This is a genomic window from Undibacterium sp. FW305-107 (assembly GCF_058788535.1).
Window position 1 is genome coordinate 71688 of the sequence record NZ_JBYTAV010000008.1, and the last position, 26595, is coordinate 98282.

A 26595-nucleotide genomic window follows, 5' to 3' on the forward strand; every position below is an offset into this window, starting at 1 on the left:
AGCGGATCAGATTGATGTGCAGTCTGATCCGCTGCGAGCGTGAAATCAAGTTGGATCATTATTGAGGAAGGGTCCGCCACGACTAGCTTCCATTTCCAGGAACAGGGGTGTGGTCGTATCGCCTGTCAATTGTTTGCAAGCCAGTTGAGCGGCAGTTTGATGCATGACATTGGATGCTGCCAGCGCACGGTGGGCGCGCCATGCCAGCTCTACATAACCTTGTGCCTGCGCCAGATTGGCAGCTTCTTCCAGCAGTGCTCTGGATTGTTCAACATCTGTTTTGCTTGCATATGCTTGTAGCAGGAGGGCTTCACACAATACTTCTTGCAGACCGGCTGTGCGGGCAATATCTGCCTGCAGCCGGGCCGCAGTATATGCAGCTGCTACATCTTTGCGATAGCAAGCCAGGGCATGATCGATGCGGGCGATACGGGCCTGTAATAGTGGGTGAGTGCTGTTCTTTGCCAGTTCATGCAGGCGTGGCAGCAAGTCAATAGCCGGATTGGCACCCAGGCTGATCTGGCACAACAGACGCAACATTGCATACTGCGATACAGGTAATGGGCTATGGTTGTCCTTGAAGTAATCTGTGGCAGCTTCCAGATCTGACATCGCATGTGCATAGCGTCCACATTGCAGATAAATGCGGCTACGCCGCACCAGGGCTTCGGCTTCAAACATGGCTGAGGTTTGCTGGCGGCCGAGGTCCAGTGCAGTATTTACCGCAGCCAGCGCTGCATCATAGCGCCCGCCACTGGTGAGTATGGATGCCAACGCCAGTTGCGACAAGGTTTCAGTATGGGCGACGCCTGCCCAACTGAGCAGGCTGCGGCGTGCCATATCTTCTGCCCTTGCCAGGTCGCCCAGAGCATGCAGCAAGACCGCCAGGTCGTTTTCTATGGTCAGCCCACGGCAATAGTCAGGGTAGGCGAGCAGCATGCTTTCAAAGGCATCGCGGGCAGCCCTGACATCGCCAGAAAACCAGTGTATCTGCGCTTCAAAACTGGATATGGATGGGCGGCGTGGTGCCTGGCGGCGCAGTTGATCCAGCAATGCCCAGGCACTGGCGATATCGGGCTCTCGCATGGCCAGTTCGATGAGGGCCTCGCAAGCGTGATTGCGGTCTTCGCTACGCAATTGTGGCAAGAGGGGGCGCAGTTTTTGTGCAGCATGGCGTGCAGTGAGCAGGTCGCCAGAGAATACTGCGTTGTCCACCAGGCCCGACAGGGCTTGCCCTTCAATCTGGGCGCGCTGCACAGGGTCGGCCACGGCGGCGAGTTGATCCAGCACTTCTTGCAATGCAATGCGGCCACGTTTCAAGTCGCTAAGGAGTTCGCAGTTTGCCAGCGCCAGACGTGCATGCAATGCCTGGGTGGCATCCAGCGATTCTGCCGCCACTTGTTGCCACAGGCTGCGCGCTTCGTCAAAGTGACCACGCAGATGGCATTGCGCTGCTGCACGCAGCATCCAGGCCAGCGCAGTTTGTGGTTCTTGTGCGGCAGACCAGTGGGCAGCCACGGCCAGCGGGTCGCTGTCGCCTTCTGCCCTGGCACCTAATGCCAGGGCAGCACGGCGGTGTAGGGCTTGCAGGTGTGGCATGCTGAGTCCGTTTTCTACGGCATATCTGACAAGGTCATGGCGACATAGCAGGCCCCGCGTTTCTTCACGCAGAAAGTCTGCTTCAATTGCCGCTCTGGCTGCCTTGGCTGCAGCCATTTGCTGGCTGGCATCCAGGTCAGCAATCTGCATCAATACGTTGACAGGCAGTGGTTGCACCAGTACTGCAGCGGCTTCCACCAGAGCCCTGGCAGATGGGCTCAGGGTTTGCAGGCGCTGTTGCAGCATTTGCAGTACCCGCTGCGGTAATTGATGTTCTTCACGGCGACGCCGGAAAATGCCAGGCAGCTGACGGGTGCGCTGCTGGTATCCTGTAGTGACATCGCCGTTGAATTGGCTGTCGTCTACCATCTGTGAAGCTTCATGCAATATAAATTCACGCAAGATAAAAGGGTTGCCAGTGCTGGCAGCATGCAGGCGGATGAAGTCGGCGTCCTTCCAGGCATGTTGGGGATATTGGTGCTGGCAATATTGCTGCACTGTTTCCAGGTCCAGACCTGTGACTGGCAGCACAGTCAGGTGCCCGGTCTGGCGCAGGCTTTCCAGCCAATTGCGCTGGTAATCACTCAATTCATTGCTTCGGGCTGCCGCACGCCAGCGCAAGACACCGCGATGGCTGAGCAGGCTCAATAACTCCAGCGTGGCATCGTCACACCATTGCAGATCATCTATCAGCAGCCATGGATTGCTGGCTTCAAGCACGCGCGCCAGGGCTTCCAGCAGACGTACTTTTGCTGTCAGCAAATCCAGCGGCGGTAAAGGGTCATTGGGTGCCAGTTCTGGCAGCAGGCGTGCCAGGTCAAGGCGGTAAACCATCAGGCCATCTGAAGATTGCAACTGCCTGCGCAAGCTGGCGATGTGTAGCTGCAGATATTCGACTACCGGGCGATAAGGGATTTGCCGCAAACCTTCACGTCCATGCAGTATGGGGGCCTGCTTGAAAGCCATATTCAGCAGGCTGCTTTTGCCTATGCCTGCTTCGCCTGTCAGTACCATGGCGCGGCTTTGTAGTTGCCGCAGGTTTTGCAGGATGGATTTCCTGCCGAATAATTCACCGGCGGGTGTTACGCTGTCATCGTCGTCATCTGTGTCGCTGACTGGCATGGATAGTGACCCTGATGGTTTTGCATCCAGCAATTGCCGTAGGGCTGGCAGCCATGCCGGGGGCACTCCGTTTACCTTGCTGCTATTACGTATGGCCAGTTCTGCGGCGTTGCGCCATTGCCTGTGCAAGTGCTCGCCGTGCTGTTGTGCCCAGTTCCAGAAAACCTCAAAATCAGCAAGGTAAAATCCTTCCAGCCACGCCGCTGGATGCAGCGCCAGCAATTGCGCACCATCACCACTTTTCATGGCTGCTTGCAGTGCATCAGTATCGAGCGGTAATTGCAGGCATATACGTGTACGCTCACTGAGCAGGCAGTTTTCCAGATCGGCGATGGCCAGCAATTGTTTTACCCTGTGCAGGTTGATGCGCAGATTATGCCGGGCTTCTTCACGGGCGCGCCCAGGCCAGAACACTTCGGCAACGGCATCCCTGTCCAGCCAGCGTGCATGGCAAGCCAGGTAGATCAGCAGGCAGGTTGGCAAAGTGTTGGGCAGGCGCGACGACCCGGCATGCAGCCCTTGCCACGCGGGTGTGCCTAACAGTTGCAGGAATATGGTCGGCGTTTTGGTATGCATAGATTATCCGTTGAGGTCTGCACAGGATAACCAACTAGCGTTACTGTAGCGTCTCTTTGTGATCATTTTTTCAGATAAGCTTGATTTTTACTCTTGAAGATAAATAGATTTTAAGGAACTTAAATGCTGTTGCCGGTAAATCTGGTTTTTGCACAATAAACAAGTGTAAACTCCTGAAGCACAAAAAAGATATGTCTAACTAAGCCTGATTACTATCATTCCTAAAGCCAATAAGGCATGCTGAAAACCCTGTTCCCTTTCATCCAAAGCGCAACGATACGCTGGTATGTCGCGTTGACGCTGTTGCTATTGACCGCGATGGCAGGGGAGTTGTTTGGCTTGCGCTTGCTGACGACCACAGAGTCACGTCTGGGAGATGTCTACCTGCGGCACCATGCGGCCAGCTACAAAGCTGACCCGGATATAGTGGTGGTGGATATTGATGATGCAAGTTTGCTCGGTATGCAAAAGATAGCCGGTTTGTGGGCGTGGAAACGTGAAGTCCATGCTTTCTTGACCGCTGCTTTGGTCGGATTTTCACCGCGTGCACTAGTATTTGATATTAACTTCAATGTACCCGATCTCGCGGCTCCCAAAAGTGACGCTATGTTGTCAGAGCAGATCAAGGGTTTTCCCCACGCATATATGCAAGTCTTGCAATTGCAGGATGCAAATTCTAATAACGCTATACTGATATCTGAAATCGCAGATGGTTTTGCATTGCAACATCAAGGAAAATCAAATGCCAAAATCTCTCTGCAATTACCGTTGGCAATCGAGCGCAAAGCCTGGCGCTTGGGTTTGGTGAATAGCCTGGATGATGACGATGGAGTCTTGCGTCGTTATCGATTGTATTCAGACGTTTCTGACTGGCATCTACCTTCTTTGCCTGCCAGAGTTGCCAAGGATTTGAGTTGGAAAATACCGGCCGGTAAGGACATTCAATTGTTTTGGCCAAGTGAGGGGCATCAGCGGTTTACCTATGCAGACTTGTTCAAGACACTCACAGAAGATAGACCAAATCTGACCCCTGAGGTTGAAGCACAACTCGTTCAACTTTTCCGAAATAAGATCATCGTCATAGGTGCTTCTGCTGGAGGCCTTTTTGACCATCATTTGACCCCTTTGGGGCCTAATTATCCTGGTGTAGATATTCTGGCAGTTGCCTTGGATAATTTGAAGAATGGACATAACCTGCAGCAGACGGGGGCCATATGGCCATTTTTGCTTGGCCTGGTCTTGATCACTTTATTGGCACTGGCTTTTCAGCGGCGTATCAATCCGATTTTTACTGGCAGCGGATTGACCTTGGTGACTGTTTTGGCTGTGTTATTGGCTGACCAGATGATGCTCAGGTACTGGATGCTGCCCGTGGTGACTCCTCTTGCTTTTGCCTGGACTTGGTTTCTGTCGGCAGCAATTGCTGGATATTTGCGTGAGCGCCGCACACGTGACCGTACAGTATCTTTGTTTGGGCGTTTCCTTAATCCTGAAGTTGTGCGGAAAATTGTCGACCATGGTGAAACTGTGGAAAGTCTATCTGGCCAGACGCGTGAAATCAGCCTTTTGTTTTCTGATATACGCGGTTTTACCACGCTCTCAGAAAGCAGGCCGCCGGATGAAGTCGTTAAGCTACTTAATCGATATTTTGAAAGGCAGGTCGAAGTGGTCTGGCGGCATGGCGGGACGCTGGACAAGTTTATCGGTGACTGTATTATGGCCTTTTGGGGTGCTCCTCTGGATGATCCGGATCACGCGAAGAGAGCAGTTGCGGCAGCACTTGAGATGGAAGAAAATCTACTTGCCTTTAAGGCGGAGTTGCAGGCAGATGGTACGGACTTACCGGACTTTGATGTTGGCATAGGTGTACACACTGGTGCAGCTGTGGTAGGCTTTATTGGTGCCAAACGCAAGCTTGACTATACAGCTATTGGAGACGCGGTCAACTTGGCAAGCCGTGTGGAGGGCTTAACCAAAGGTGTCTCACGTATTCTGGTGACAAAAGACACTATGCTGGCTTGCCAGAACCCAGGTGTCGATTTTATTTTACGAGGCGCGTTCCAGGTAAAGGGACGGACAGCTGAAGTTGAGTTATACGAACCCAAAAGGACAAGTGCATGAAAATCCCAATTTTAACGTTGATGATGCTGGCATATGCCGGCGTTGCTTATGCTGATTCAGCCTCAACAACACGATCGACGCCCTTGCTGGAAAAAGCAAGTGCAGATGCAGCTGTCCTGGCTACACTTTCCAGTCAGACAAGGCTGGATGCTATCCAGCGTCAAGGGGCATGGCAGCAAGTCAAAACTGCCAATGGTCAACTTGGCTGGGTGGATATGATGTCATTACGTTTCGATAGCAACGGTACAGCCAATTCTGTGAACACCTTAAAAATCCTTGGACGAACATCCAACACCGGTTCTGTCGGTACAGGTGTCAATGGTTTGGATAAGACGGATTTGGCACGGGCTTCACCAAATTATCCTGAATATCAAAAAATGCAAAGAGCTGCAGTAGACAGGAATGCAGCACAATCATTTGCTCAACGCTCGCAAATGTCGGGCAATAAGGTGGAGTATTTGGATCAACCCAGAAATTCCAAGCGGGAGGAAAATTAAGATGCGAGCCTATAAGAAATTGTTAATCGCCAGTATCGCGATTACATGTTGCGCGCCAGTTTTTGCTCAATTTGATTTTTTAAAAGGAATTGGTGGCGGACTTGGAAAGCACGTTGAGACTGCAAAAAATTTCGTTGAACAAACGAAGGAAATTGATGAACCAAAAGAAATTGCATTGGGTCAAGAATTTGCCGCGACCTTGTTGGGTGCGAAGCCTTTATGGAATGACGCAGGTGCTCAACGGTATGTAAATACTTTAGGGCGCTGGCTGACTTTACAAACAGAGAGACCAGATTTGCCTTGGACATTTGGGGTGTTGGAAGATGACGGTTTTAATGCATTTGCAACCCCAGGTGGTAACATTTTTGTGACCAGGGGGTTATTGGCTCGTATGCATAATGAGAGTGAATTGGTTGGTGTTTTGTCCCATGAAATTGCACACGTGTTGCGTAAGCATTATGTGAAAGCCATGCAAAGCAAAGCCTTTTTAAGTTTTGGGGGGGATGCTCTGATAAGTGCTTACGCAAAGGGAAATTTCGCAGAATTCAAAGAAATGGCCTTGAAGGCAGCAAAGGAAATGTACTCTAAAGGACTGGACAAGGGTGACGAATATGAGGCTGATCGCGTGGCCGTTGTTATTGCAGCACGTGCCGGATATGACCCTTACGGTTTACCCGCTGTGCTTCAGACTTTACAGTCGAAGAGTGCCCAGGATAATAACTTCAGTCTTCTGTTTGAAACGCACCCTTCTCCAAGTGACCGTATAGATAGTCTGGATAAGGCGATGAGATCACGTTTTGGCTCGGGTAATTGGGGCGCTGGAAAAACAATTGAGGAACGGCTCAAAGAGTTTAGCCGCTAGTTAATTGCTGCTTCAGTAAAAAAAACCTCAAGCTAAATGCTTAAGGTTTTTTTTGAAACCAGATGTTTAATGGCTACATTAGTTTTAATAAAACCTCGCCAGCAATTTAGACAACCGCCCGTTCGCTGTTCCCTTGCGTATCACCACGTTCAACTTTTCCATTTCCGCTTCATATTTACCATTCGCTGCGGCAAAATGGGTGGTGTCATAAAACACGGGTCTGGCGGATACATAGAAAGTCTTGCCCGTCAGCTCAGGGTCATTGAAGCTGGGGATGAGTTGGTCGCGCAGATAGGCTTCTACCTGGTTTGCACGCTGCAACTGGCGCACTGGCCAGAGCATGATGTCGCTGCGGCGGTTCATGAGCTTTTTAAAACGGGCAGCGGATGAGGCGGAGTCCTCCTGCACCTGGAAGACGACATTTTTGGCTTTCTCAAAATCCATGCCATGGCTGAAGCCACGGCCTATGCTGACGGTTTTGCCGCGCAGGTCTTCCATGGACTGAAAATTAGGGCGAGGATCACCATAGGTAATCGCCCAGATTTTTTCGCTGACGACTGGGATGGAGAAATGATACAGCTTCAGTCGTTCTGGTGATTTGGAAATGCCAAAAATAATGCCTTCACCATTTTGCGCCATGAGTTGCGCGCGGTTCCATGGCAATAACTGCTTGTCAAAGTGTATGCCGGATTCACGTTCAAAATAAATCAGTATGGCTTCGAGGTCACGGTCCAGTGGTAATTGCCGGCCATGGATGTCCAGGCTTTCTTGCAGGAAGAGTTTAATCGTGGGTTTGTCTTGGTCGGGTTTGTTTGTGCCGGCAGATGCTGGCGACAGTGCGAATACTGACAATGACAGAAGACAGACTAACTGTTTAAAGCGGTGCAGCATAGGTGTTCTCGACGGCAGTTTAAAGCCAATTGATATTTCTAAAAAATGGCGCAATGAGATCATTGCATTTTGATAAGCGGATTATTTTTTTGTGTAGACATCATGGAATCAGCGCATGCCATGAAGACGGGTATCTGAATGCTGTCTCAAAAATCCTGCACTAAACAGGCTATTAATCCGGCCTGATTGTAGTCTGCAATTGCCCGAATTTTGTCTGTTCTTGGACGCGGAATACTTTGTTTGCATTCTTGTGCTTGTATTATTAAAACCAAGTAAAATTTGGTTTGATAACCAAAATAACGAGTAAGCTTTCACCATGTCGAGAAAATCCAATACTGAGCAGCGCCGTCAAGAGATCGTTTTTGCACTATTGTCTGTCATGGCAGAACATGGCTATGAAAAAGCCACCATATTGGCGATTGCCAAACAGGCTGGGCTGGCACCGGGTTTGATTCATTACCACTTCAAGAGCAAGGGCGAGATCCTGCTTTATCTGGTCAAATTGCTGGCTACCATGTCACGTGCACGCTATGACGCACTGGCCGCAACTGCCAGCACGCCGCAAGAAAAGCTGCTGGCATATATCAACGCGCGTCTGGCCAAAGGGGAGGGGGCAATGCCTGAGGCGGTCTCTGCCTGGGTAGTGATCGGAGCTGAAGCTGTCAGGCAGCCTGAAGTGCGCGCCGTGTTTCAGGAAGCCATTGCGGCCGAACTGGTGCTGATACAGGCTCTGCTGACTGTATGTCTGCAAGACCAGAAGAAGCGTACTCATGGTGTCGCTGAGCTGGCGGCTGGTTTGCTGGCTTTTATGGAAGGTGCGTTTCAACTCGCCAGTGCTGCGGGCGACATTATGCCGCAAGGCTATGCGGCGACAACTGCCAGGGCATTTATAGAAAACAGCCTGGCGGCACAAGTGCCAGCCTGAAGAATCTTGGATACTTTGATGATTGTGTAATGATTGTGCTCATGTTCAAGAGAGCTATTCTTTCCAGCCATTCTTCATCATATTGAACAGGGTATGCAGAGTAGCTCTGGGGTTTTCAGCATCTTTCGAGCGATGGAAAGCATCCAGAATAAAGTGGGCGATGGCCTCTGCTTCTGCTTTCTCAAGTTTATTTTTCGTTTCTTGCTGCAGCACGACAGCCAGTGACTTTTCATAGCGCATCCAGATTTGTTTGGCGTAGACATATAAATCTGGCGTGGAATAGATCAGCTTCCTGAAGGCGTCTACCTCTTTCTTCTTGGCCAGATCAAAAGCCATAAAGCTGGAAAAATGCTCAAGTAAGGCATCCAGTATGGATACGTCTTTTTTTCTGTCAGTAACGGCAGCGATCAGTCTTTCTTCCCGCTCGTCTTCTTCATCAAATACCAGCATCTCTTTGGTGGGGAAGTATTTGAACAGCGTAGGGACGGACACTTCTGCCAGTCTGGCGATTTCTGCCGTTGTGACTTCGTCATAACCTTTTTCAATAAATAGTCTTGTTGCCAAGTCGGAAATCATTTTCCTGGTTTTCGCCTTTTTTAATTCCCTGAGTCCCATTACTTGCCTCGTGTCGCGTCTTTGCATAAGTGTCTTGCCATCATTTTAGCAGCTTTTGTTATTTGAATTAAAAAATTAAGTGACTTTACTTTTTAATTTGATTAAATTATAGTGTGACTCAAGGCAGTATTCAGGTTGCTGATTTCAATCAAAGTTTTTGAAATAAGCAGAAAATCCCCGGCTCCCTGCAATATTTGCAATTTCAAAACGTCTATCCATCAAGTGTGCAAACTAAGTGTGCAAACTATATTGCTGTAAAAGCATGCAATAAGACGGATAAAACCGGAATAATCGTCATGACACAAATCCATAAGCAAAGCTCAATACTAGACAAGCAGATTGCCATCATCGGTGCAGGGCCTGGTGGGTTGACGCTGGCGCGTTTGCTGCAAATGCATGGTGCGAAAGTGAAAGTGTTTGAAAGAGATATCAATCAGTTTGCCAGAGTGCAGGGTGCAACCCTGAACTTGAATGAGGGATCTGGTTTGTCGGCCTTGCGTGCAGCCGGTTTGATGGATGCATTTGAACAGGCTTATCGTCCTGGCGCCGAAAAAATGCTTTTTGTAGATGCGCAGGCCGCAGTCATCATTGATGAACTTGGCTCAGAGAGTAACGACAGGCCAGAGATAGACCGTGGTCCCTTGAGGAATTTGCTGCTGGCTTCTCTGACTGATAACACTGTAGTGTGGGATGCCCGTTTCTCGTCTTTGCAAAGAACAGAAGGGTCAGTCAAAATCACATTTGAAAACGGCGACAAGTTTACTGCTGATCTGCTTGTCGCTGCCGACGGTGCAAACTCAAAAATACGTCCCTACATTACCCCGCTTGCACCTGAGTATTCTGGCGTGACTGTGCTTGAAGGGAATGTCGCTGATGTAGCGAACACTATTCCAGAATTATTTGAGCTGCTGGATGGTGGCAAGGTGTGTGTGCTTGATGATGAAAAAACTTTGTTCATCGTCTTGAAAGGTGATGGCAGCGTGGCCTTTTATACCGGGCACAAAGCGGAACAGGATTGGTACACGCAATGCGGCATCGATTTTTCTGATCGCGATCAGGTATTCGCCTGGTTCAAACGGGAATTCAAGGGCTGGAGCGATATTTGGGCAGAATTATTCAGGCACGCCACTCTCCCGTTTATCCCTCGCCCACAATTCTGTGCGCCTGTTGATCAAAACTGGCCATCCTTGTCCAACCTGACCATGCTGGGTGATGCTGCCCATGTCATGCCACCTTATGCGGGCGAGGGTGTGAACATGGCGATGCAGGATGCCCTGGTGTTGGCCAGTCAATTGCTGAACCCGGACATGGCGGACATGCATACCGCTATCGCCGCTTATGAAACCGAGATGCGTGCACGCAATGCTGAGACCGCGGCAGAGACACTGAGATTTACCAAGGTCTTCCATTCATACGAAGCAGTACCGTTTTTCAGAGAATTTTTTGCTGGAAATCAGGACGTGCTTTTACAAAAAGATGGCTTCAGAGAAGCCGCCTAGACTACAAAAAAATTTGAACTCAGGCCATGACCAAGAGTCTGAGTTTCAATCCAAAAGAAAGTAAATATGAATCAAGCTATATCTACCGAACCGCCAGCGCAGTTCACTGGCTATCAAAAATTTGTACTCGCCATACTGGCGTTTTTACAATTCACTATCATTCTGGATTTCATGATCATGTCGCCTCTGGGTGCGATCCTGATGCCAGCTTTGAACATCACGCCTTCGCAGTTTGGTGTGGTGGTGTCCGCCTATGCTTTCAGTGCGGGTATCGCAGGCTTTGCGGCGGCGGGTTTTGCTGACCGCTTTGACCGTAAAAAACTCTTACTGTTTTTTTACGCCGGCTTTATCCTGGGGACTTTCCTGTGCGGTATCGCGCCTAATTTCTACTTCCTGTTATTTGCACGCATCGTGACGGGTTTGTTTGGTGGCGTCATTGGTGCCATCGTGTTTGCCATCACGACGGACTTGTTCCCCTTCAACATGCGCGGCAGGGTCATGGGGGTTTTGCAAACGGCATTTGCTGCCAGCCAGATACTGGGTTTGCCTATCGGTCTTTATCTGTCTGCTCATTGGGGCTGGCATTCTCCTTTCATGATGATCGTTGGCATGGCTGCTATTGTTGGTGTCATCATCATTGCCAACCTGAAGCCTATTGACGCCCATTTGAAATTGCAGTCCGACCGCAACCCCTTTCGTCATTTGAGAGACACCATAGCAACCCCCAGGTATTTGCTGGCTTTTGCAGCCACAGGTTTATTAAGCGTAGGTGGCTATATGCTGATGCCATTCAGCAGTGCCTTCTCGGTCAATAACCTGGGGATTTCGATGAAGGAATTGCCTATTGTTTATCTGGTGACAGGCTTGGGTGCCATCGTTACTGGCCCTGTAGTTGGCAAGCTCAGTGACAAGTTTGGTAAATACCGCGTGTTCTTATTCGGTGCTGCCATGACGATAGTGATGGCGGTGATCTACACCCGTCTTGGTATCACGCCTTTGCCTATGGTTATTCTGGTCAATGTCTTGCTGTTCGTCGGTATTTTTTCACGCATCATCCCTGCACAGGCAATGATGTCGGCTGTGCCTGCTGCAGATAGCCGTGGCTCATTCATGGCGATCAATTCATCGCTGCAGCAGATTGCAGGCGGTGTTGGTTCTGTGGTTGCCGGGATGATCGTCAGCCAGCCTGATGGGGGCGCGATACTGCATTTCGATTTGCTGGGTGATATTCTGGTGTGTACCGTACTCGTCACTGCGGTCATGATGTATTTCATACACCGCATGGTGAGCACGCCTGCTGTCGCTGTACCTGCCTGATCAAAGCATTTCAGTCAGCTAAATTTGATCAACTAAATCTGAGTGCCTTGTCATCTGGTGTGCACTCAGATTTCAGCCATTCCATGGTTCTTTAAACACAAAGAGTCAGCCTTTCCCCAGAGCTAAGGGGTATTTCTTCCTTTATTCCCCGCATCTTGTGCTTCTGTCATAGCCAATAATTACACCTGTACACATGCGTAATCAAAGCAATGCTTGCTTTGAGGAAATAACAGGAGTCGGCAATGGCCGAAGATAGCGATCTCGAAAGAACCGAACCGGCCTCGCCCAAGCGCCTTGAACAGGCGCGGGAAGAGGGCGACGTTCCGCGTTCGCGCGAGCTATCTACCTGTACCATCTTGCTGGCGGCAGGGGGCGCGCTCTGGGGCATGGGTGACGGGCTGGTGCGCCAGTTGAATCATGCATTGGTCGCTGGTTTGTCATTGGAACGGGCGATTATCTATGATCATGAACTCCTGTTTTCAAAAATTGCCGCCAGCCTGATGGAGGTACTGGTGGCTTTTGCCCCAATTGCCGGATTATTGATGGTGGTGGCGCTTGGCTCGCCTTTGCTGATAGGTGGCTGGCTGTTCAGTGCCAAGGCTTTGACCCCGAATTTTTCGCGCATGAATCCGATTTCAGGTCTGGGTAATATGATTTCCACCCGCGCAGGTGTGGAATTGATCAAGGCGATCATTAAAACCATCTTGGTCGGTACGGTTGCCTGGATAGTCATCATGGGGCAAAAGAATGCCATTTTTGCCTTGCCGCTGGAATCGTTGAAATCTGGCCCAGCCCACGTCGGCCACATGATGGGTGTATGTTTTCTGGCCATCGTTGGCTCGCTGGCCGTGATCGCCGCGATTGATGCACCTTACCAGATGTGGCAATACGCTGAAAAGCTGAAGATGACGCATCAGGAAGTGGTGCAGGAATCCAAAGAAGCGAACGGTAATCCACAAATCAAGGCGAAAATTCGCGCCCAGCAGCGTGAGATGGCACGCCGCCGCATGATGTCTGAAATCCCGACTGCTGACGTCGTTGTCACCAACCCGACTCACTTTGCTGTCGCCCTGAAATATACCGAAGGCGGCAATGGTGCGCCTAAGGTCATCGCCAAGGGGGCTGATGCAGTTGCTGCCAAAATCCGTGAACTGGCGAAGGAACACAATGTGCCCTTGCTGGAAGCGCCGCCATTGGCACGTGCGTTGTACAAACATACTGACCTTGGTGATGAGATACCTGAAGCCCTGTATGCCGCCGTGGCAGAAGTGCTGGCCTATGTGTATCAATTGCGCAGTTACACCAAAGTCGGCGGCAACAAACCTGTAGAACCAAATGATCTATATGTACCACCAGAGCTTGATCCTAATAACCAAACACAAAATCAAGCAGATAATCAAGCAGGAGTCCGAGCATGAATAGTTTCACCTTACCTGCCTGGATGAATGGCATAAATACCAGAGCGCTGGCGGCGCCTTTCCTCATCATCCTGATGTTGGCGATGATGATCTTGCCTCTGCCAGCGTTTGTTCTGGACGTGTTTTTCAGCTTCAATATCGCGATTGCGATTATCGTTTTGCTGACCAGCTTGTATACAGTCAAACCGCTGGATTTCATGGTGTTTCCTACTGTACTGCTGGTCAGTACCATGTTGCGCCTGTCCCTGAACGTGGCTTCTACCCGCGTGGTACTGACTGAAGGTCATACTGGCCCGGATGCCGCCGGTAAAGTGATCGAAGCCTTTGGTCACTTTTTGATTGGTGGTAATTACACCGTTGGTATCGTGGTCTTCGTTATCCTGACCATCATTAACTTTACCGTCGTCACCAAGGGCGCTGGCCGTATTGCCGAGGTGGGTGCGCGTTTCGCCCTGGACGCGATGCCAGGCAAACAAATGGCGATTGATGCTGACTTGAATGCCGGTCTGATCGCTGAACAGGAAGCGCGTCGCCGCCGTACTGAAGTGGCGCAAGAAGCAGAATTCTATGGCGCCATGGACGGTGCCAGTAAATACGTGCGTGGTGACGCGGTGGCAGGCATCATGGTCACTGTCATTAATATCGTTGGTGGTCTGGTTGTCGGCATGGTGCAGCACGATCTCGATTTTGCTACCGCCCTGAAAAACTATACATTGCTGGCGATCGGTGATGGACTGGTAGCACAAATACCTTCGCTGATCATTTCAACGGCAGCCGGTGTTGTGGTTTCTCGTGTAGCCAGTGACCAGGATATCAGTGGGCAGTTGATAGGACAGCTGTTTGCCAAGCCCCAGGTCATGATCATCACCGGCGGCATCATAGGTGGCATGGGCCTGATACCCGGCATGCCGCATATCGCCTTTATTTTGTTGGCAGCAGTGCTTTGTGGCGGCGGCTATTTGTTGAACAAGCGCGCCCAGATGCCTCCGGTCATTGAAGAAAAAGTCGAAGCTCCTGCTAATGCCGGTCAGGAAATGGAAGAAGCGACCTGGCAAGATATTTTGCCTGTCGATACCCTGGGCCTGGAAGTTGGTTATCGCCTGATCCCACTGGTAGATAAGAACCAGGGTGGCGAACTCTTGCGCCGTATCAAAGGCATACGCAAAAAATTCGCCCAGGAAGTTGGTTTTTTGTCGCCACCTGTCCATATCCGCGACAATCTGGAACTGAAACCTTCGGCTTACAGGATTACCCTGAAAGGTGTTGAAGTTGGTGCCGGTGAAGCGCTCAGTGGTCAGTATCTGGCCATCAACCCGGGTATGGTGACTGGCAATTTGCCTGGTGCTGTCACCAATGATCCTGCCTTTGGCTTGCCTGCGGTCTGGATAGAGGCTGCCATGCGCGAACAGGCACAAGCCATGGGTTATACCGTGGTTGATTCCGGCACCGTTATCGCTACCCATTTGAATCACCTGATCACCAGTCACGCGGCTGAATTGCTGGGTCGTCAGGAAGTACAGTTGTTGATGGATCATCTGGCGAAAGACATGCCAAAAATGGTGGAAGAACTGGTGCCAAAAGCCCTGCCTTTGTCCATCCTGCAAAAAGTATTGCAGAACCTGCTCATCGAAGGTGTGCATATCCGTGACATGCGTACCATCATTGAGACGCTGTCCGAGCAGTCCATGCATACCCAGGATGCCAATGAGCTGACGGCGCAGGTCAGGATTGCACTGGGTCGTGCCATCGTCCAGCAAATCTTCCCGACCGGGAATGAGATGACGGTCATGACCCTGGATAGCCGCCTTGAACGCCTGTTGATGCAAGCCCTGCAAACCAGCGGTGCTGATGGTTCTGGCATAGAACCTGGTCTGGCCGATACCCTGGCGAGCCAGACCGAGGCTGCAGCCCAGCATCAGGAACAAATGGGCCTGACTCCAGTCTTGCTGGTGCCAGCACCATTACGTGCCTTGCTGTCGCGCTTCTTGCGCCGCAATTTGCCGCAACTCAAAGTCCTGTCACACGCAGAAGTACCTGAAACAAAAACCATTAGAGTCACCAGTCTGGTCGGAGGTCAATCATGAACGTCAGAAAATTTACCGCGAATACTTCTCGCGAAGCTTTGCGCATGCTGCGCGATGCTTTGGGGGCGGATGCCGTGATCCTGTCGAACCGTAATGTGGGCGGCAAGGTGGAGATTCTGGCGATGGCCGATGAAGCCATCAGCGCCATTGAGCCAGCTTCCAGTGATGAGGCACCGGTACCTGAAGTGCCGCGCTTTGCGCCGCGTTTCCAGCCAGAGGATGCTGTCATCAGGCCGCGTGCTTTTGAACGCTCCATGGACGCGCCTGCAAGTGTGCCGACTTTCAAGTCTGTGACCAGCGCATCTGCTTTCACCAGTGAAATCGAAGCGCCGGTGAGCGCCAATGAACTCAATGATGTGATGTCAGAAATACGCTCCATGCGCAGTATGCTGGAATCGCAACTGGCAGAGATATCATGGACGCAGACGCAAAAACGCCAGCCGCAAAAAGCAGAAATCCTGCGTGAATTGCTGGCTACTGGCTTTAGCGCCAGCCTGTCCCGCTATCTGGTAGAAAAACTGCCAGAAACTGGCAAGGTTGAGAATGGCCTGGACTGGATCAAGAATGTGCTGGTACGCAATCTGTCCACTATCGATAATGAAAATGAAATGCTGGAAAAGGGCGGCGTGTATGCCCTGGTCGGCCCTACAGGTGTAGGCAAGACTACGACTACGGCCAAGCTGGCTGCTCGTTGCGTCATGCGCCATGGCCCCTCCAAGCTGGCATTGATTACTACAGATGGTTATCGTATCGGCGGCTTTGAACAATTGCGTATCTACGGCAAAATCCTGGGTGTGATGGTGCATGCCGTCAAGGATGAGGCTGATTTGCGCATTGCCTTGTCCGAGCTCAAGAACAAGCATACGGTGCTGATCGATACAGTCGGTGTCAGTCAGCGCGACAAAATGGTGACTGAGCAAGTGGCGATGTTGTCAGGAACAGACACTCCGGTGAAGCGCTTGCTGTGCCTGAATGCGACATCGACAGGTGAAACCTTGAGTGAAGTGGTGCGTGCTTATCAGGGGAATGGTCTGGCAGGTTGCATTTTGACCAAGCTCGATGAGGCAGCGACGATAGGTGGCGCACTCGATATTGCGATACGCCAGAAGCTTATGGTGTATTACGTTGCCAGTGGCCAGCGTGTGCCGGAAGACCTGCATATTGCCAACAAGCTGTATCTGATAGACCGTGCTTTCAAACTCAAGCGCGAAACGGCCGCTTTCCGTTATCTCGATGAAGAATTGCCTCTGCTGATGGCTGGTGCAGTCACGGCTGCACAGGCATCAGGACGTGCTGGTCAGGAGGTGTCCCTTGGCTAGTTTCGATCAGGCTGAAGGCCTGCGCCGCATGCTGGCTGGGCCAAAACCAAGAGTGTTTACCTTTTTGTCAGCATTGAGGGAAGATGAAAAAAGCGGCATGCTGGTCAATCTGGGGGTGTCGCTGGCACGTCAGGGTAACCAGGTGTTGATGGTGGACGCTCGTTCATCAGAGAATAGTGTTGGCGCATGGTTGAATGCCAACCTTGATCAGACCTTATTGGATGTAGCGAAACAACAGCGTACAATGAAGGAAGCAGTGAAATTGGTTGCTTCCGGCTTGTCGGTGACGATGTTGGCGCGCCATGCATGGCTGCCGCCAGAAAATACGCGGCAATTGTCCAAAGTGTTTGATGTGGCGGCGAACCGTGCTGATCTGGTCATCGTGGATAGCGAGATCAATCTGGATGACAGTTTTCCGTTGGCGACGCTGGACGACAGCGAACTAGTAATACAGGTTTCAGCTGATCCCGACATGATCAAGGCTGCTTATGGCCTGATCAAGCGAGTGAGCAATCGGCTTGGCAGGCGTGGTTATGGTATTTTAGTGTCCGGTGCATCGGAAAAAGAGGCGAGATTGATTTATACAAATATGGCGCAGGCGGCCAGCCGTTATCTGGCAGTGCCACTGCACTACGTCGGCAATGTGCCGGAAGATGAACATGTAAGAAAGGCTGCACATTTGGGACGCTCTGTGATTGATGCTTTTCCTAAAGCCCTTGCTTCGCTGGCATTCTCCCGGCTGGCTGAACAATTGGCGAAGACCGCGCGTTCCACATTATGTTTAGAGGGAGTCCCTGAGCTGGGTGTCGGTCTCGGAATGTAATCAAAAAATGTACACCGCTAGCGGAAAATCAGATAAAAACTTCCTTTTAAGGGAGCATGCGCCCCTGGTCAAGCGTCTGGCTTACCAGTTGAAGGCGCGCCTGCCTCCCAGTGTGGAGGTAGACGATCTTGTGCAGGCCGGTATGATAGGCCTGCTGGATGCCGTTAACCGCTATGAAGACACCCATGGAGCACAGTTTGAAACCTATGCGGTGCAACGCATACGGGGTGCCATGCTGGATGAATTGCGCAGTAGTGACTGGTTGCCGCGTGGCGTGCGCCAGAACATGCGCAAGATAGAAAATGCCATGAATGTGTTGCAGCAAAAGCTGGGGCGACCACCACTGGAAACCGAAGTGGCGAAGTCGCTCAAGCTCAGCCTGGAAGAGTACCAGAACCTGCTCACTGACAGTGGCGGGCATCAACTCGTGTACTACGAAGACTTTCATGATTCAGATACCAAGGAACATTTTCTCGATCATTATTGCTCGGATTTTTCTGGCGATCCGCTACAGGATTTGCTGAATGACGACTTCCGCGATGCTGTCATCGGCGCGATAGACAGTCTGCCAGAGCGAGAGAAACTGCTCATGGGTCTGTACTATGAGCAGGAATTAAATCTTAAAGAAATCGGTGCCGTGATGGGGGTGTCAGAATCACGCGTCTCACAATTACATAGTCAGGCTGTGGCCAGGCTCAGGGCATACTTAAGGGAGAAAGCGTGGACTGGGCTAGCATAGTTGGTTTGATACTGGTGGTGTTAGGCATCGTCAGCGGACAGTTGATTGAAGGTGGGCGCCTGTCTTCGCTGGTGCAACCTGCTGCTTTTGTGATTGTGGTGATTGGTACCCTGGGTGCAGTGCTGTTGCAAAGCAGGCTCAATACCTTTATGCGCGGTGTGCGCATGCTGCGCTGGGTGGTGTCTGAACCGCCGGACAGCAGCAAAAAAAATGTCGCGGATGCGCTGATCTGGAGCGTGGTCGCCAGACGCGAAGGTTTTCTGAGTCTGGAGCGTTATATGAACGCTTCGACCGATCCCTTCATAGGCAAGGGCCTGCGTCTGGTGATTGATGGCATAGACCCGATACGCCTGAAAGACATACTTGATGTCGATATATCGCTCTATGAAATGGAGCAGCGCCAGGCCGCTAAAATTTGGGAAGCAGCAGGTGGTTATTCCCCGACCATAGGTATCCTGGGTGCCGTGCTGGGGTTGATACACGTGATGGAAAACCTTAGTGATCCATCCAAACTTGGTGGTGGTATTGCTGTTGCCTTTGTTGCCACGATCTATGGTGTGGGCATGGCCAACTTATTGTTCTTGCCAGTCAGCCATAAGCTGAAAGAAATCATAGGCCGAGAAGTGACGCGGCGTGAAATGTTGTCTGATATTTTTTATAGCATCGCTTTGGGCGACAGCCCGCGTGTGGTGGAAGAAAGACTGACCAATCATCGCAACTGACGGTAAGGCTACCAGGTAATGCCAGACTAAGGCTAGACTGAGAAAATATACTTATGGCAAGAAAAAAATACCACGAAGAACCAGAAAACCATGAGAGGTGGCTGGTTTCTTACGCGGATTTTATTACCTTGCTGTTTGCTTTTTTTGTCGTCATGTATGCGATATCCTCGCTGAATGAGGGCAAGTACCGGGTCTTGTCAAATTCGCTGACTGGTGCATTTGGCAAGGTTATGACGGTTAATCCCAAGCCTGTTGACGCGCCAGTTGAGCAAAAAATCAAACTTGATCCTTTGCCGCTGGTCAAAAACCGCATCAGCGAAGGCTTGCGCAAGGAGAGAGCGCAAATGACCACCATGGCCAAGGACATCCTGACCGTGCTGGAGCCTTTGGTGCGCGAAGGCAAGGTGAGGGTGACCCAGACCAGCCGTGGTATCACCATAGAAATTAATGCCAGCCTTTTGTTTGCACCGGGTGATGCGCGTCTGAATATCGATTCCATACAGGCGCTGAAAGCCATTGCCGGTGTTCTCAAGATCGATACCCATGCGATACAGGTAGAAGGCCATACCGATAATCTGCCTATCAAAAACTCTATTTTCCCCTCTAACTGGGAATTGTCTGCCGTACGAGCCAGTACCGTTGCCCGTTTGCTCACAGAGAACGGTGTCGATGAAAACCGGGTGACAGCAGTAGGGCAGGGGGCGAAATTACCAGTGAGCGACAATGAGACACCAGAAGGGAGAGCCAGGAACCGGCGTGTATCTGTCACCATACTGGCAGTCTTGCCAGAGCCCGTAGTAGAAGTGCCTTTAGTGCCAGCATCTGCGCCTGCTGCAACATCATTGCCCGCACAAGCTGCAAGGCCAGCCGCAGCTTCCTTGCCTCAAACTGCGGTGAGGCCTTAAATTCGTTGAGGTTTGCCCGGAAAGGGCGAGGACAGACGCATGACAAAGTGTCACGTCAGTCTTAGGTGGCGATATAGCCTTTACCTGGCGTGCTTTTGACAGTCGATTGACCATTTGGGCCATACATGGACCCAGCCTGATTTGTATTTTGTTGCAGCAGATTTAAGGTTGCCTGATTCAGCGACAATCGACGGTTAATCAGTGAACCGTTGGTGCGATTATCTTCTTTGGCTTGCACAGTCAGTTGTAGTAGCGCATCCCAGTGTTTGGCGACAGTCTGGGCATCGTCGGCTTGCTGCAAATAAGCTTGCATGCCGTCAATATCAGCGTTAAATCCAAGTTCACTCAAAAAGCTGTTACGCTTTTTTTCCAGTTCCGTCATTTTGACTACAAGTTGTCCCTTGCTCTGGGTAAAGTCATTGAGCTGGACAATATCGCTTTCAACCAGTGCAGATTGCTCTTGCTTAAGCAACTCGGCGAGCGACGACATGACGCTCACTTCTTCCTGCAGGCATTGTTGAATGGCAGCGTGTCCGGAACTTGTTGCGTTCATTTTAGCGTTTTCTGGCGTTGAGCAAATCTTTAACTGTTTCCAGAAGCCCATCAGCGACTTTTTCCGAATTCACCTGAAAGCGTCCTTCGGAAATGGCCAGCTTGATCGCTTCCACCTTCTTCGTCTCAAACACAGCATTGCTGGCCTGCGTACTTTGCAAGGCTTGCAACTGTGTGGACAGGGTCGAAATTTGTACTTTCGACGAATTCGTCACGGGTGCCGCAGTTTCCGCGGGTTTTTCCGTGCGAGCCTGTTGCGGGCTTACTGGTAGCCCCGCGGTCTTATTCAGTGCGTCATCAATTTTCACAGCGATACCCTCTAGTGTGGGACTTACAAACATCTACATCCAGTTTATCGGCTGTGTAATTTTAAACTTTAACCTTACTGTGAAAAAATATTGCATACATTTAATTCTATAGGCTAAATATCTTGCTATCAGTAAACTATTTCTATAATGCCACCATTCTTGGCAACACCGCTGACGGTTTGTCCAGAGCTGGTTTTGGCCTTGGCAATCTGCCCATCTGCTGCGTTATTGAGCGCAATGGCATCTGTTGCTACTTGGAAACCAGGCCCATTGCTGACTACCCGCACAGATTGTCCCTGTTGAACTACGGCAGGACTCTTCAAGGCATCCAGACGCATGACGCTGCCAGAGGCCATGGAAACCTGCATGCTTTTACCGATCGCTTGCTCAGGAGCAGTGATGACACCGGCTGGCAATTTTGAGATATCGCCTCTTTGCTTGCTTAAATCGTTTAGTGAAATGACTTGCCCATGAGTAAGGGCGTTGGCTGCAACATAATAATCCGCCGTGACTTGTACATTTGCCTGCAGATAAACCAGCCAGGGGGCAGGTGCAGTACAGCGTATCGCCAGGGTCACTTTGCCCCATGGCTTGCTGCCTGGCAATAGATAGGGATTGGGATTATCGCAAGCCTGCAAGTTGAGTCGTTTATCAACCTCACCCACGCTCACCACTACTTCATTGCTCAGGCCTGATGCCTGTAGTGTCAAAAAGTCCAGTGCAATCTGGCGCAACTGTGCAGTGTCCTGGGCCTGGGTTGCAGGTGCCGCCTGACCAAGGCATGTGAAGCCGAGCAGCGATAGTGTCAAAACTTGCTTGCTGACGATTCTGCTTAATTTCTTTGCGGCTTTCATCATGTTTCCTGCCTGGATTGTTCTGAACTCTATTTTAGGATTCACAGGCTTTTTTGAATGCTTGAATAAACGGGCTTTTCCCTTTCTGCTTGCCTGATCAAACTTGTCCTGTGGCGAATAAGATGCAAGGTATAGAAAACCCTTGTGTGCCTTATGAGTAAAGCACAGTGGCAGAGGAGAGAAAGATGGTTGGCAGATTAGATGACTTTTTGAAATTCCACGAGACTGCCTTGTCAGTCCGGGGGCAGCGTCAGCAATTGCTGGCATCCAATATTGCCAATGCTGACACACCTAATTACAAGGCGAAGGATATTGATTTCTCCAGCGCACTCAGCCATGCCCTGGGGCAAAACCTGAACCAGTCACCGACAGCCTTGAGCAAGACCGCAGCCCAGCACATCGACACACCGGGTAGCGTAGCAGGCATGACGCCACAATACCGCCCCACAGTACAAGGTAGCGTCGATGGTAATACTGTTGATATGGATGTGGAGCGTAATCAGTTTACCGACAATGCCCTGCGTTATGAAGCCAGCCTGACCATTATCAATATGCAGATCAAGAATATGTTGGCAGCGATACAAGGATAATCATCATGTCACTCTTTAATGTCTTCAATGTTGCCGGATCAGCCATGAGTGCGCAGTCACAGCGCCTGAATGTGGTAACCAGCAATCTGGCCAATGCCGACAGTGTCACCAGTTCAGACGGTACGCCATATAAAGCCAAGCAGGTGGTTTTCAGTGCAGTGCCCGTGGCAGGCACTGCGTCTACCGCCGTCAAGGTAAATGAGGTTGTAGAAGATACTAATCCGCCTAAACTGATGTATGACCCAAAACACCCGATGGCGGATGAAAAGGGTTATGTCGCCATGCCAAATGTGAATGTGGTGGAAGAAATGGTGAATATGATTTCGGCATCACGTTCATATCAAAACAATGTAGAAGTCATGAATGCAGCAAAAACCATGTTGCTGAAGACCTTGACTTTAGGGCAATAAGATTTCTTGAAGGAATAGATCATGGCTACCAGTGGCGTACAAAGCAGTACCGTTGATCCAGCATTGCTGGCGACAATGAACGGGGCAAAAGCCTCGGCAAATTCGACAGAAGATGCCAAAAACACCTTCATGACTTTGCTGGTAACCCAGCTCAAGAACCAGGACCCATTGAACCCTATGGACAATGCCCAGGTGACCAGTCAATTGGCGCAATTGTCTACAGTTTCTGGTATCGATAAGTTGAATGCATCGGTGACTGCCCTGAGCGCCAGTTTCCAGAGCGGACAAAACCTGCAGGCCGCCAGCATGATAGGCCACGGCGTGATCGCACCAGGCAATTCCATGATAGTCACGGAAGGCAAGGGTATTTACGGCGTTGAATTGCCGCAGGCTGCCAGCAATGTTGAAGTGGTGATACGTGACAGCTCGGACGTGATTGTCAGAAAAATGACTCTGGGTGCCTTGCCGCAAGGTGTGAATACCCTGACCTGGGATGGTAAAACCGACGCTGGTACGACAGCCGCCAATGGCGCCTATAAATTCGAGTTTGTCGCCAATGCGGCAGACAAAAAACTGGATGCGACCAGTCTGGCATTTGGTGTGGTATCGAGCATTACCTCAAGCTCTCAGGGCTTGAAGCTCAGCCTGCCAAATATTGGTGATGTCAGTATGAATGACGTAAGACAAATTTATTGATCCTTGGAGTAATCCTGTATCAAATCCTGTAGTAATGCGTAACGACGAACTAGCCTAAGTAAGGGAGAAATATCATGGGTTTTCAACAAGGACTGAGTGGACTTAACGCTGCTTCCAAATCCCTGGATGTGATTGGTAATAATATTGCCAATGCCAGCACCGTGGGTTTCAAGCAAGGACAGACGCAATTTGCCGATGTCTATGCCAATTCACTTAATGGCTCTTCTGCAGGTACTGTGGGTATTGGTACTAAAGTATCGGGTGTCGTGCAGCAATTCACGCAGGGTAATATCTCGACGACGAATAATCCCCTCGATATCGCAATTAATGGCGGCGGCTTCTTCCGCATGTCGACCAATGGTGCTGTCACCTATACACGTAACGGTCAGTTCCAACTGGATAAACTTGGCAATATCGTCAATGCGCAGGGTGCGCAATTGACGGGCTATGTAGCCAATGCCGCAGGCGTACTGTCTACGGGTGCTGCTGCTCCCATCAACATCAATACTGCAGATATTCCGCCTGCACAGTCAACGCTGATCAATGCGGTCATGAATCTGGATTCGCGCAAACTTGTTCCTGGTACGCAATTGCCAGCTACGATTCCGCCTGTCATTACACCTATCGCTTTTAGTGCGACTGATCCGACTACTTATAACAGTTCCACTTCCCTTGCTGTGTTTGACAGCTTGGGTAACTCACACGTTGTTCAGTCATTTTTTGTCAAGGTAGACAATATTGCGACGCCACCTACTGCGCCTGTCACGATTGAGTGGGACGTGTTTGCCACTGTTGATGGTGTCCTGATCGCTGGCGCGGGTGCGACGGCCAACTCCATTACCCGTCTTGGCTTTGATAACCTTGGCAGGTTGAGTGCGGTAACACCGCAGTTCTCTGCCACAGATCCGCGTGCAACTACCTTGACAGTGCCAGTCAGTACTGGTGCGGTGACGCCGATTAATACGACGCTTGATATCAAATACGATTTCACTGGTACTACACAATTTGGTTCGGATTTCAGCGTTAGTAAAAACACCCAGGACGGTTATGCATCCGGCAAGCTGGCAAAGTTCAATACGGCTAAAGATGGCACTATCGTCGGTAGTTATACCAATGGTAAAACAGCTGTTCTGGCGCAAGTAGTGTTGGCCAATTTCACCAATCCAAATGGTTTGCAATCAACTGGTGATAATCAGTGGATAGAAACCGCAACTTCTGGCAATGCCCTGGTTGGGCCACCAAATTCTGGTGCCCTGGGAACTTTGACTTCATCTGCGACAGAGGATTCAAATACTGATTTAACAGGTGAGTTGGTGAACATGATCACCGCCCAGCGTGTCTACCAGGCCAATGCACAAACCATCAAGACGCAGGATCAGGTTATGCAAACACTGGTCAACCTGCGTTAATGGTGAAGTGGTGAAGTTTTTTAGCTGAATTGATATGCGTGTTTTAAATCTCAGACAAACAGGAGTAGCTCATGGATAGACTGGTATATACCGCGATGACCGGTGCCAAGCATATCCTTGAGCAGCAGGCTACCGTCTCGCATAATCTGGCGAATGTCACGACTACGGGCTTTAGGGCGCAACTGGATTCATTCCGTGCTGTGCCAGTCAAGAGTGATGGCTTGCCTACCCGTGCTTTCGTGGTGGATGCCACGGTAGGTACGGATTTTTCTACCGGTGCCATGCAAAATACAGGCCGCGAACTGGACGTGGCAGTGCAGGGCAAGGGTTGGCTGGTGGTGGAAAAGGCAGATGGTTCCGAGGCTTTTACCAGGCATGGCAGTCTGAAGGTCAGCGAAAACGGTATCTTGCAGACGCAGAGTGGTTTGAATCTGGTGGGTGATGGCGGGCCCATCACCATACCGCCAGAAGTATCAATTGCCATCGCTAAGGATGGTACGGTATCGACCATCCCCACCGGTACCAAACCAAATGCCGTGCAAGTCATAGGCAGGTTAAAACTGGTTAATCCTCCTGAAGAGAATATGGTGCGTGGAGACGATGGCTTATTCAAAACAAAAGATGGTGTTGCCGTTGATGCAGACCCTTTGGTAGGCGTTGCTGGTGGCATGCTGGAAAACAGCAATGTGAATGTTGTTGAATCCATGGTCAACATGATTAATCTGGCACGCAGTTTTGAAATGCAAATGAAGCTTTTGCAGAATGCCGAGAATAACGCCAATAAAGCAGGTCAGATCCTGACTTTGAGTTGAGTGCTTCTGTAGCACAATAGCCTTGTAGAAGTCTTTGCCGCCAAGATAAAGCGAGGCAAAGTAAACCAAGGCAAAAGGGGAAAGCAATGATACGTTCATTATGGATAGCCAAGACTGGCCTGGATGCGCAGCAAACGCAGATGGACGTCGTGTCCAATAACCTGGCCAACGTCAGCACCAATGGCTTCAAACGTTCACGCGCTGTGTTTGAAGATTTGCTATATCAAAATATACGCCAACCCGGTGCGCAAAGTTCACAACAAACGCAATTGCCGTCTGGCTTGCAACTCGGTACCGGTGTGCGCCCGGTTGCTACAGAAAAGATTTTCACGCAAGGTAATTTGCAACAGACTGGCAATAGCAAGGATGTGGCGATACAAGGCCAGGGATTTTTTCAGGTCTTGCTGCCTGACGGTTCTACTGCCTATACCCGTGATGGTTCTTTTCAGACTGATAATCAGGGGCAACTGGTTACTTCCAGTGGTTTTGTTATCCAGCCTGCAATCACTATTCCCGCTAATGCGCAATCCATTACAGTGGGACGTGATGGCACGGTGTCGGTGACGCAGCCAGGTTCCGTCGCGCCTGTGCAAGTCGGTTCACTGCAACTGGCCACTTTTATCAATCCGGCCGGTTTGATGGCAATGGGTGAGAACTTGTATGTAGAAACAGCAGCGTCCGGCAACCCCGGTACGAATACACCGGGCACCAATGGCGCTGGTTTGCTGATGCAAAGCTTTGTTGAAACATCCAACGTCAACGTGGCAGAAGAGCTGGTCAATATGATACAGACGCAGCGCGCTTATGAAATCAACAGCAAGGCGATCACTACATCAGATCAGATGTTGCAGCGCTTGTCTCAACTTTAATCGCAACTTTATTGCAGCTGCAATCAAATAATCAGCACCATATTGATGAATCCAGCTTGGT

Annotated in this window: 25 protein-coding genes; 19 read left to right on the forward strand and 6 right to left on the reverse strand. The window is 50.5% G+C overall.

The annotated features are described in order from the left end of the window. Positions 1 to 45: 45 nt before the first annotated feature. Entirely contained in the window at positions 46 to 3297 is a 3252-nt protein-coding gene (locus AC3WQT_RS18285) for an ATP-binding protein (RefSeq protein ID WP_492705821.1), read from the reverse strand. Positions 3298 to 3534: 237 nt separating this feature from the next. Here AC3WQT_RS18285 and AC3WQT_RS18290 point away from each other — a divergent pair, with 237 nt between their 5' ends. From AC3WQT_RS18290 to AC3WQT_RS18300, 3 genes are read left to right on the forward strand one after another with little or no spacing between them, the layout of a single operon-like run. Continuing rightward, the gene (locus AC3WQT_RS18290; RefSeq protein ID WP_492705823.1) at positions 3535 to 5418 is read left to right on the forward strand and encodes a CHASE2 domain-containing protein; all 1884 of its coding nucleotides are present in this window, start codon (positions 3535 to 3537) and stop codon (positions 5416 to 5418) included. After that, positions 5415 to 5915 carry an SH3 domain-containing protein gene (locus AC3WQT_RS18295; protein ID WP_492705824.1) on the forward strand — a complete coding sequence of 167 codons (501 nt, stop codon included), beginning with the start codon at positions 5415 to 5417 and terminating at the stop codon, positions 5913 to 5915. Before AC3WQT_RS18290 ends, AC3WQT_RS18295 begins: the two co-directional genes overlap by 4 nt. A gap of 1 nt (position 5916) precedes the next feature. Beyond that, on the forward strand, positions 5917 to 6777 hold the full coding sequence (locus tag AC3WQT_RS18300) for a M48 family metallopeptidase (RefSeq protein WP_492705825.1): 861 nt from the start codon (positions 5917 to 5919) through the stop codon (positions 6775 to 6777). An 84-nt stretch (positions 6778 to 6861) separates the two neighbouring features. On the opposite strand, the gene AC3WQT_RS18305 is transcribed toward AC3WQT_RS18300, so the two are convergent. Next, complete coding sequence (locus AC3WQT_RS18305) at positions 6862 to 7668, reverse strand: substrate-binding periplasmic protein (RefSeq protein ID WP_492705827.1); 807 nt, start codon at positions 7666 to 7668, stop codon at positions 6862 to 6864. A 316-nt stretch (positions 7669 to 7984) separates the two neighbouring features. Between AC3WQT_RS18305 and AC3WQT_RS18310 the strand changes: the two genes are divergently transcribed. Beyond that, complete coding sequence (locus tag AC3WQT_RS18310; protein ID WP_492705828.1) at positions 7985 to 8593, forward strand: TetR/AcrR family transcriptional regulator; 609 nt, start codon at positions 7985 to 7987, stop codon at positions 8591 to 8593. Between the two features lie 54 nt (positions 8594 to 8647). On the opposite strand, the gene AC3WQT_RS18315 is transcribed toward AC3WQT_RS18310, so the two are convergent. Beyond that, the gene (locus AC3WQT_RS18315) at positions 8648 to 9157 is read right to left on the reverse strand and encodes a TetR/AcrR family transcriptional regulator (protein ID WP_492705830.1); all 510 of its coding nucleotides are present in this window, start codon (positions 9155 to 9157) and stop codon (positions 8648 to 8650) included. Positions 9158 to 9504: 347 nt separating this feature from the next. Here AC3WQT_RS18315 and AC3WQT_RS18320 point away from each other — a divergent pair, with 347 nt between their 5' ends. The 9 genes from AC3WQT_RS18320 to motD all read left to right on the forward strand — a co-directional run bounded on the left by AC3WQT_RS18320 (position 9505) and on the right by motD (position 20034). Continuing rightward, positions 9505 to 10707, forward strand: coding sequence for an FAD-dependent oxidoreductase (locus tag AC3WQT_RS18320; protein WP_492705831.1), 1203 nt, complete (start codon positions 9505 to 9507; stop codon positions 10705 to 10707). A 66-nt stretch (positions 10708 to 10773) separates the two neighbouring features. Then, the gene (locus AC3WQT_RS18325; protein ID WP_492705833.1) at positions 10774 to 12024 is read left to right on the forward strand and encodes an MFS transporter; all 1251 of its coding nucleotides are present in this window, start codon (positions 10774 to 10776) and stop codon (positions 12022 to 12024) included. A gap of 242 nt (positions 12025 to 12266) precedes the next feature. Then, positions 12267 to 13442, forward strand: a complete 1176-nt coding sequence (flhB, locus tag AC3WQT_RS18330; protein ID WP_492705835.1) for a flagellar biosynthesis protein FlhB — start codon at positions 12267 to 12269, stop codon at positions 13440 to 13442. Further along, on the forward strand, positions 13439 to 15526 hold the full coding sequence (flhA, locus tag AC3WQT_RS18335; RefSeq protein ID WP_492705837.1) for a flagellar biosynthesis protein FlhA: 2088 nt from the start codon (positions 13439 to 13441) through the stop codon (positions 15524 to 15526). The genes flhB and flhA overlap by 4 nt, the downstream gene beginning before the upstream one ends. Next, complete coding sequence (flhF, locus tag AC3WQT_RS18340; protein ID WP_492705839.1) at positions 15523 to 16845, forward strand: flagellar biosynthesis GTPase FlhF; 1323 nt, start codon at positions 15523 to 15525, stop codon at positions 16843 to 16845. Before flhA ends, flhF begins: the two co-directional genes overlap by 4 nt. Further along, the gene (locus tag AC3WQT_RS18345) at positions 16838 to 17668 is read left to right on the forward strand and encodes a MinD/ParA family ATP-binding protein (protein ID WP_492705840.1); all 831 of its coding nucleotides are present in this window, start codon (positions 16838 to 16840) and stop codon (positions 17666 to 17668) included. The genes flhF and AC3WQT_RS18345 overlap by 8 nt, the downstream gene beginning before the upstream one ends. Before the next feature lie 7 nt (positions 17669 to 17675). Next, positions 17676 to 18407 (forward strand): RNA polymerase sigma factor FliA, encoded by a 732-nt coding sequence (locus AC3WQT_RS18350; RefSeq protein ID WP_423008593.1) that lies wholly within the window; start codon positions 17676 to 17678, stop codon positions 18405 to 18407. Beyond that, positions 18389 to 19129 carry a flagellar motor protein gene (locus AC3WQT_RS18355; RefSeq protein WP_492705843.1) on the forward strand — a complete coding sequence of 247 codons (741 nt, stop codon included), beginning with the start codon at positions 18389 to 18391 and terminating at the stop codon, positions 19127 to 19129. The genes AC3WQT_RS18350 and AC3WQT_RS18355 overlap by 19 nt, the downstream gene beginning before the upstream one ends. Positions 19130 to 19182: 53 nt before the next feature. Further along, positions 19183 to 20034: a flagellar motor protein MotD gene (gene motD, locus AC3WQT_RS18360; RefSeq protein ID WP_492705844.1), complete on the forward strand. Its 852-nt coding sequence runs from the start codon at positions 19183 to 19185 to the stop codon at positions 20032 to 20034. A 61-nt stretch (positions 20035 to 20095) separates the two neighbouring features. Here motD and AC3WQT_RS18365 read toward each other — a convergent pair whose 3' ends face one another. From AC3WQT_RS18365 to flgA, 3 genes are all read right to left on the reverse strand, one after another. Next, complete coding sequence (locus AC3WQT_RS18365; protein WP_492705845.1) at positions 20096 to 20587, reverse strand: flagella synthesis protein FlgN; 492 nt, start codon at positions 20585 to 20587, stop codon at positions 20096 to 20098. Between the two features lies 1 nt (position 20588). Then, on the reverse strand, positions 20589 to 20894 hold the full coding sequence (flgM, locus tag AC3WQT_RS18370) for a flagellar biosynthesis anti-sigma factor FlgM (protein ID WP_492705846.1): 306 nt from the start codon (positions 20892 to 20894) through the stop codon (positions 20589 to 20591). A 128-nt stretch (positions 20895 to 21022) separates the two neighbouring features. After that, the gene (flgA, locus tag AC3WQT_RS18375; protein ID WP_492705847.1) at positions 21023 to 21751 is read right to left on the reverse strand and encodes a flagellar basal body P-ring formation chaperone FlgA; all 729 of its coding nucleotides are present in this window, start codon (positions 21749 to 21751) and stop codon (positions 21023 to 21025) included. Between the two features lie 182 nt (positions 21752 to 21933). Here flgA and flgB point away from each other — a divergent pair, with 182 nt between their 5' ends. The 6 genes from flgB to flgG all read left to right on the forward strand — a co-directional run bounded on the left by flgB (position 21934) and on the right by flgG (position 26534). Then, a complete protein-coding gene (gene flgB, locus AC3WQT_RS18380; protein ID WP_492705848.1) occupies positions 21934 to 22338 on the forward strand; it encodes a flagellar basal body rod protein FlgB in 405 nt (134 codons plus the stop codon). Positions 22339 to 22343: 5 nt separating this feature from the next. Continuing rightward, positions 22344 to 22748, forward strand: coding sequence for a flagellar basal body rod protein FlgC (gene flgC, locus AC3WQT_RS18385; protein ID WP_162040922.1), 405 nt, complete (start codon positions 22344 to 22346; stop codon positions 22746 to 22748). A 21-nt stretch (positions 22749 to 22769) separates the two neighbouring features. Next, positions 22770 to 23444: a flagellar hook assembly protein FlgD gene (locus AC3WQT_RS18390; RefSeq protein ID WP_492705849.1), complete on the forward strand. Its 675-nt coding sequence runs from the start codon at positions 22770 to 22772 to the stop codon at positions 23442 to 23444. A gap of 74 nt (positions 23445 to 23518) precedes the next feature. Then, positions 23519 to 24853, forward strand: a complete 1335-nt coding sequence (gene flgE / locus AC3WQT_RS18395) for a flagellar hook protein FlgE (RefSeq protein WP_492705850.1) — start codon at positions 23519 to 23521, stop codon at positions 24851 to 24853. A 71-nt stretch (positions 24854 to 24924) separates the two neighbouring features. Then, positions 24925 to 25665 carry a flagellar basal-body rod protein FlgF gene (gene flgF, locus AC3WQT_RS18400; RefSeq protein WP_492705852.1) on the forward strand — a complete coding sequence of 247 codons (741 nt, stop codon included), beginning with the start codon at positions 24925 to 24927 and terminating at the stop codon, positions 25663 to 25665. 86 nt (positions 25666 to 25751) lie between these two features. Next, positions 25752 to 26534, forward strand: coding sequence for a flagellar basal-body rod protein FlgG (gene flgG, locus AC3WQT_RS18405; protein WP_162040926.1), 783 nt, complete (start codon positions 25752 to 25754; stop codon positions 26532 to 26534). The last annotated feature ends 61 nt before the right edge of the window (positions 26535 to 26595 follow it).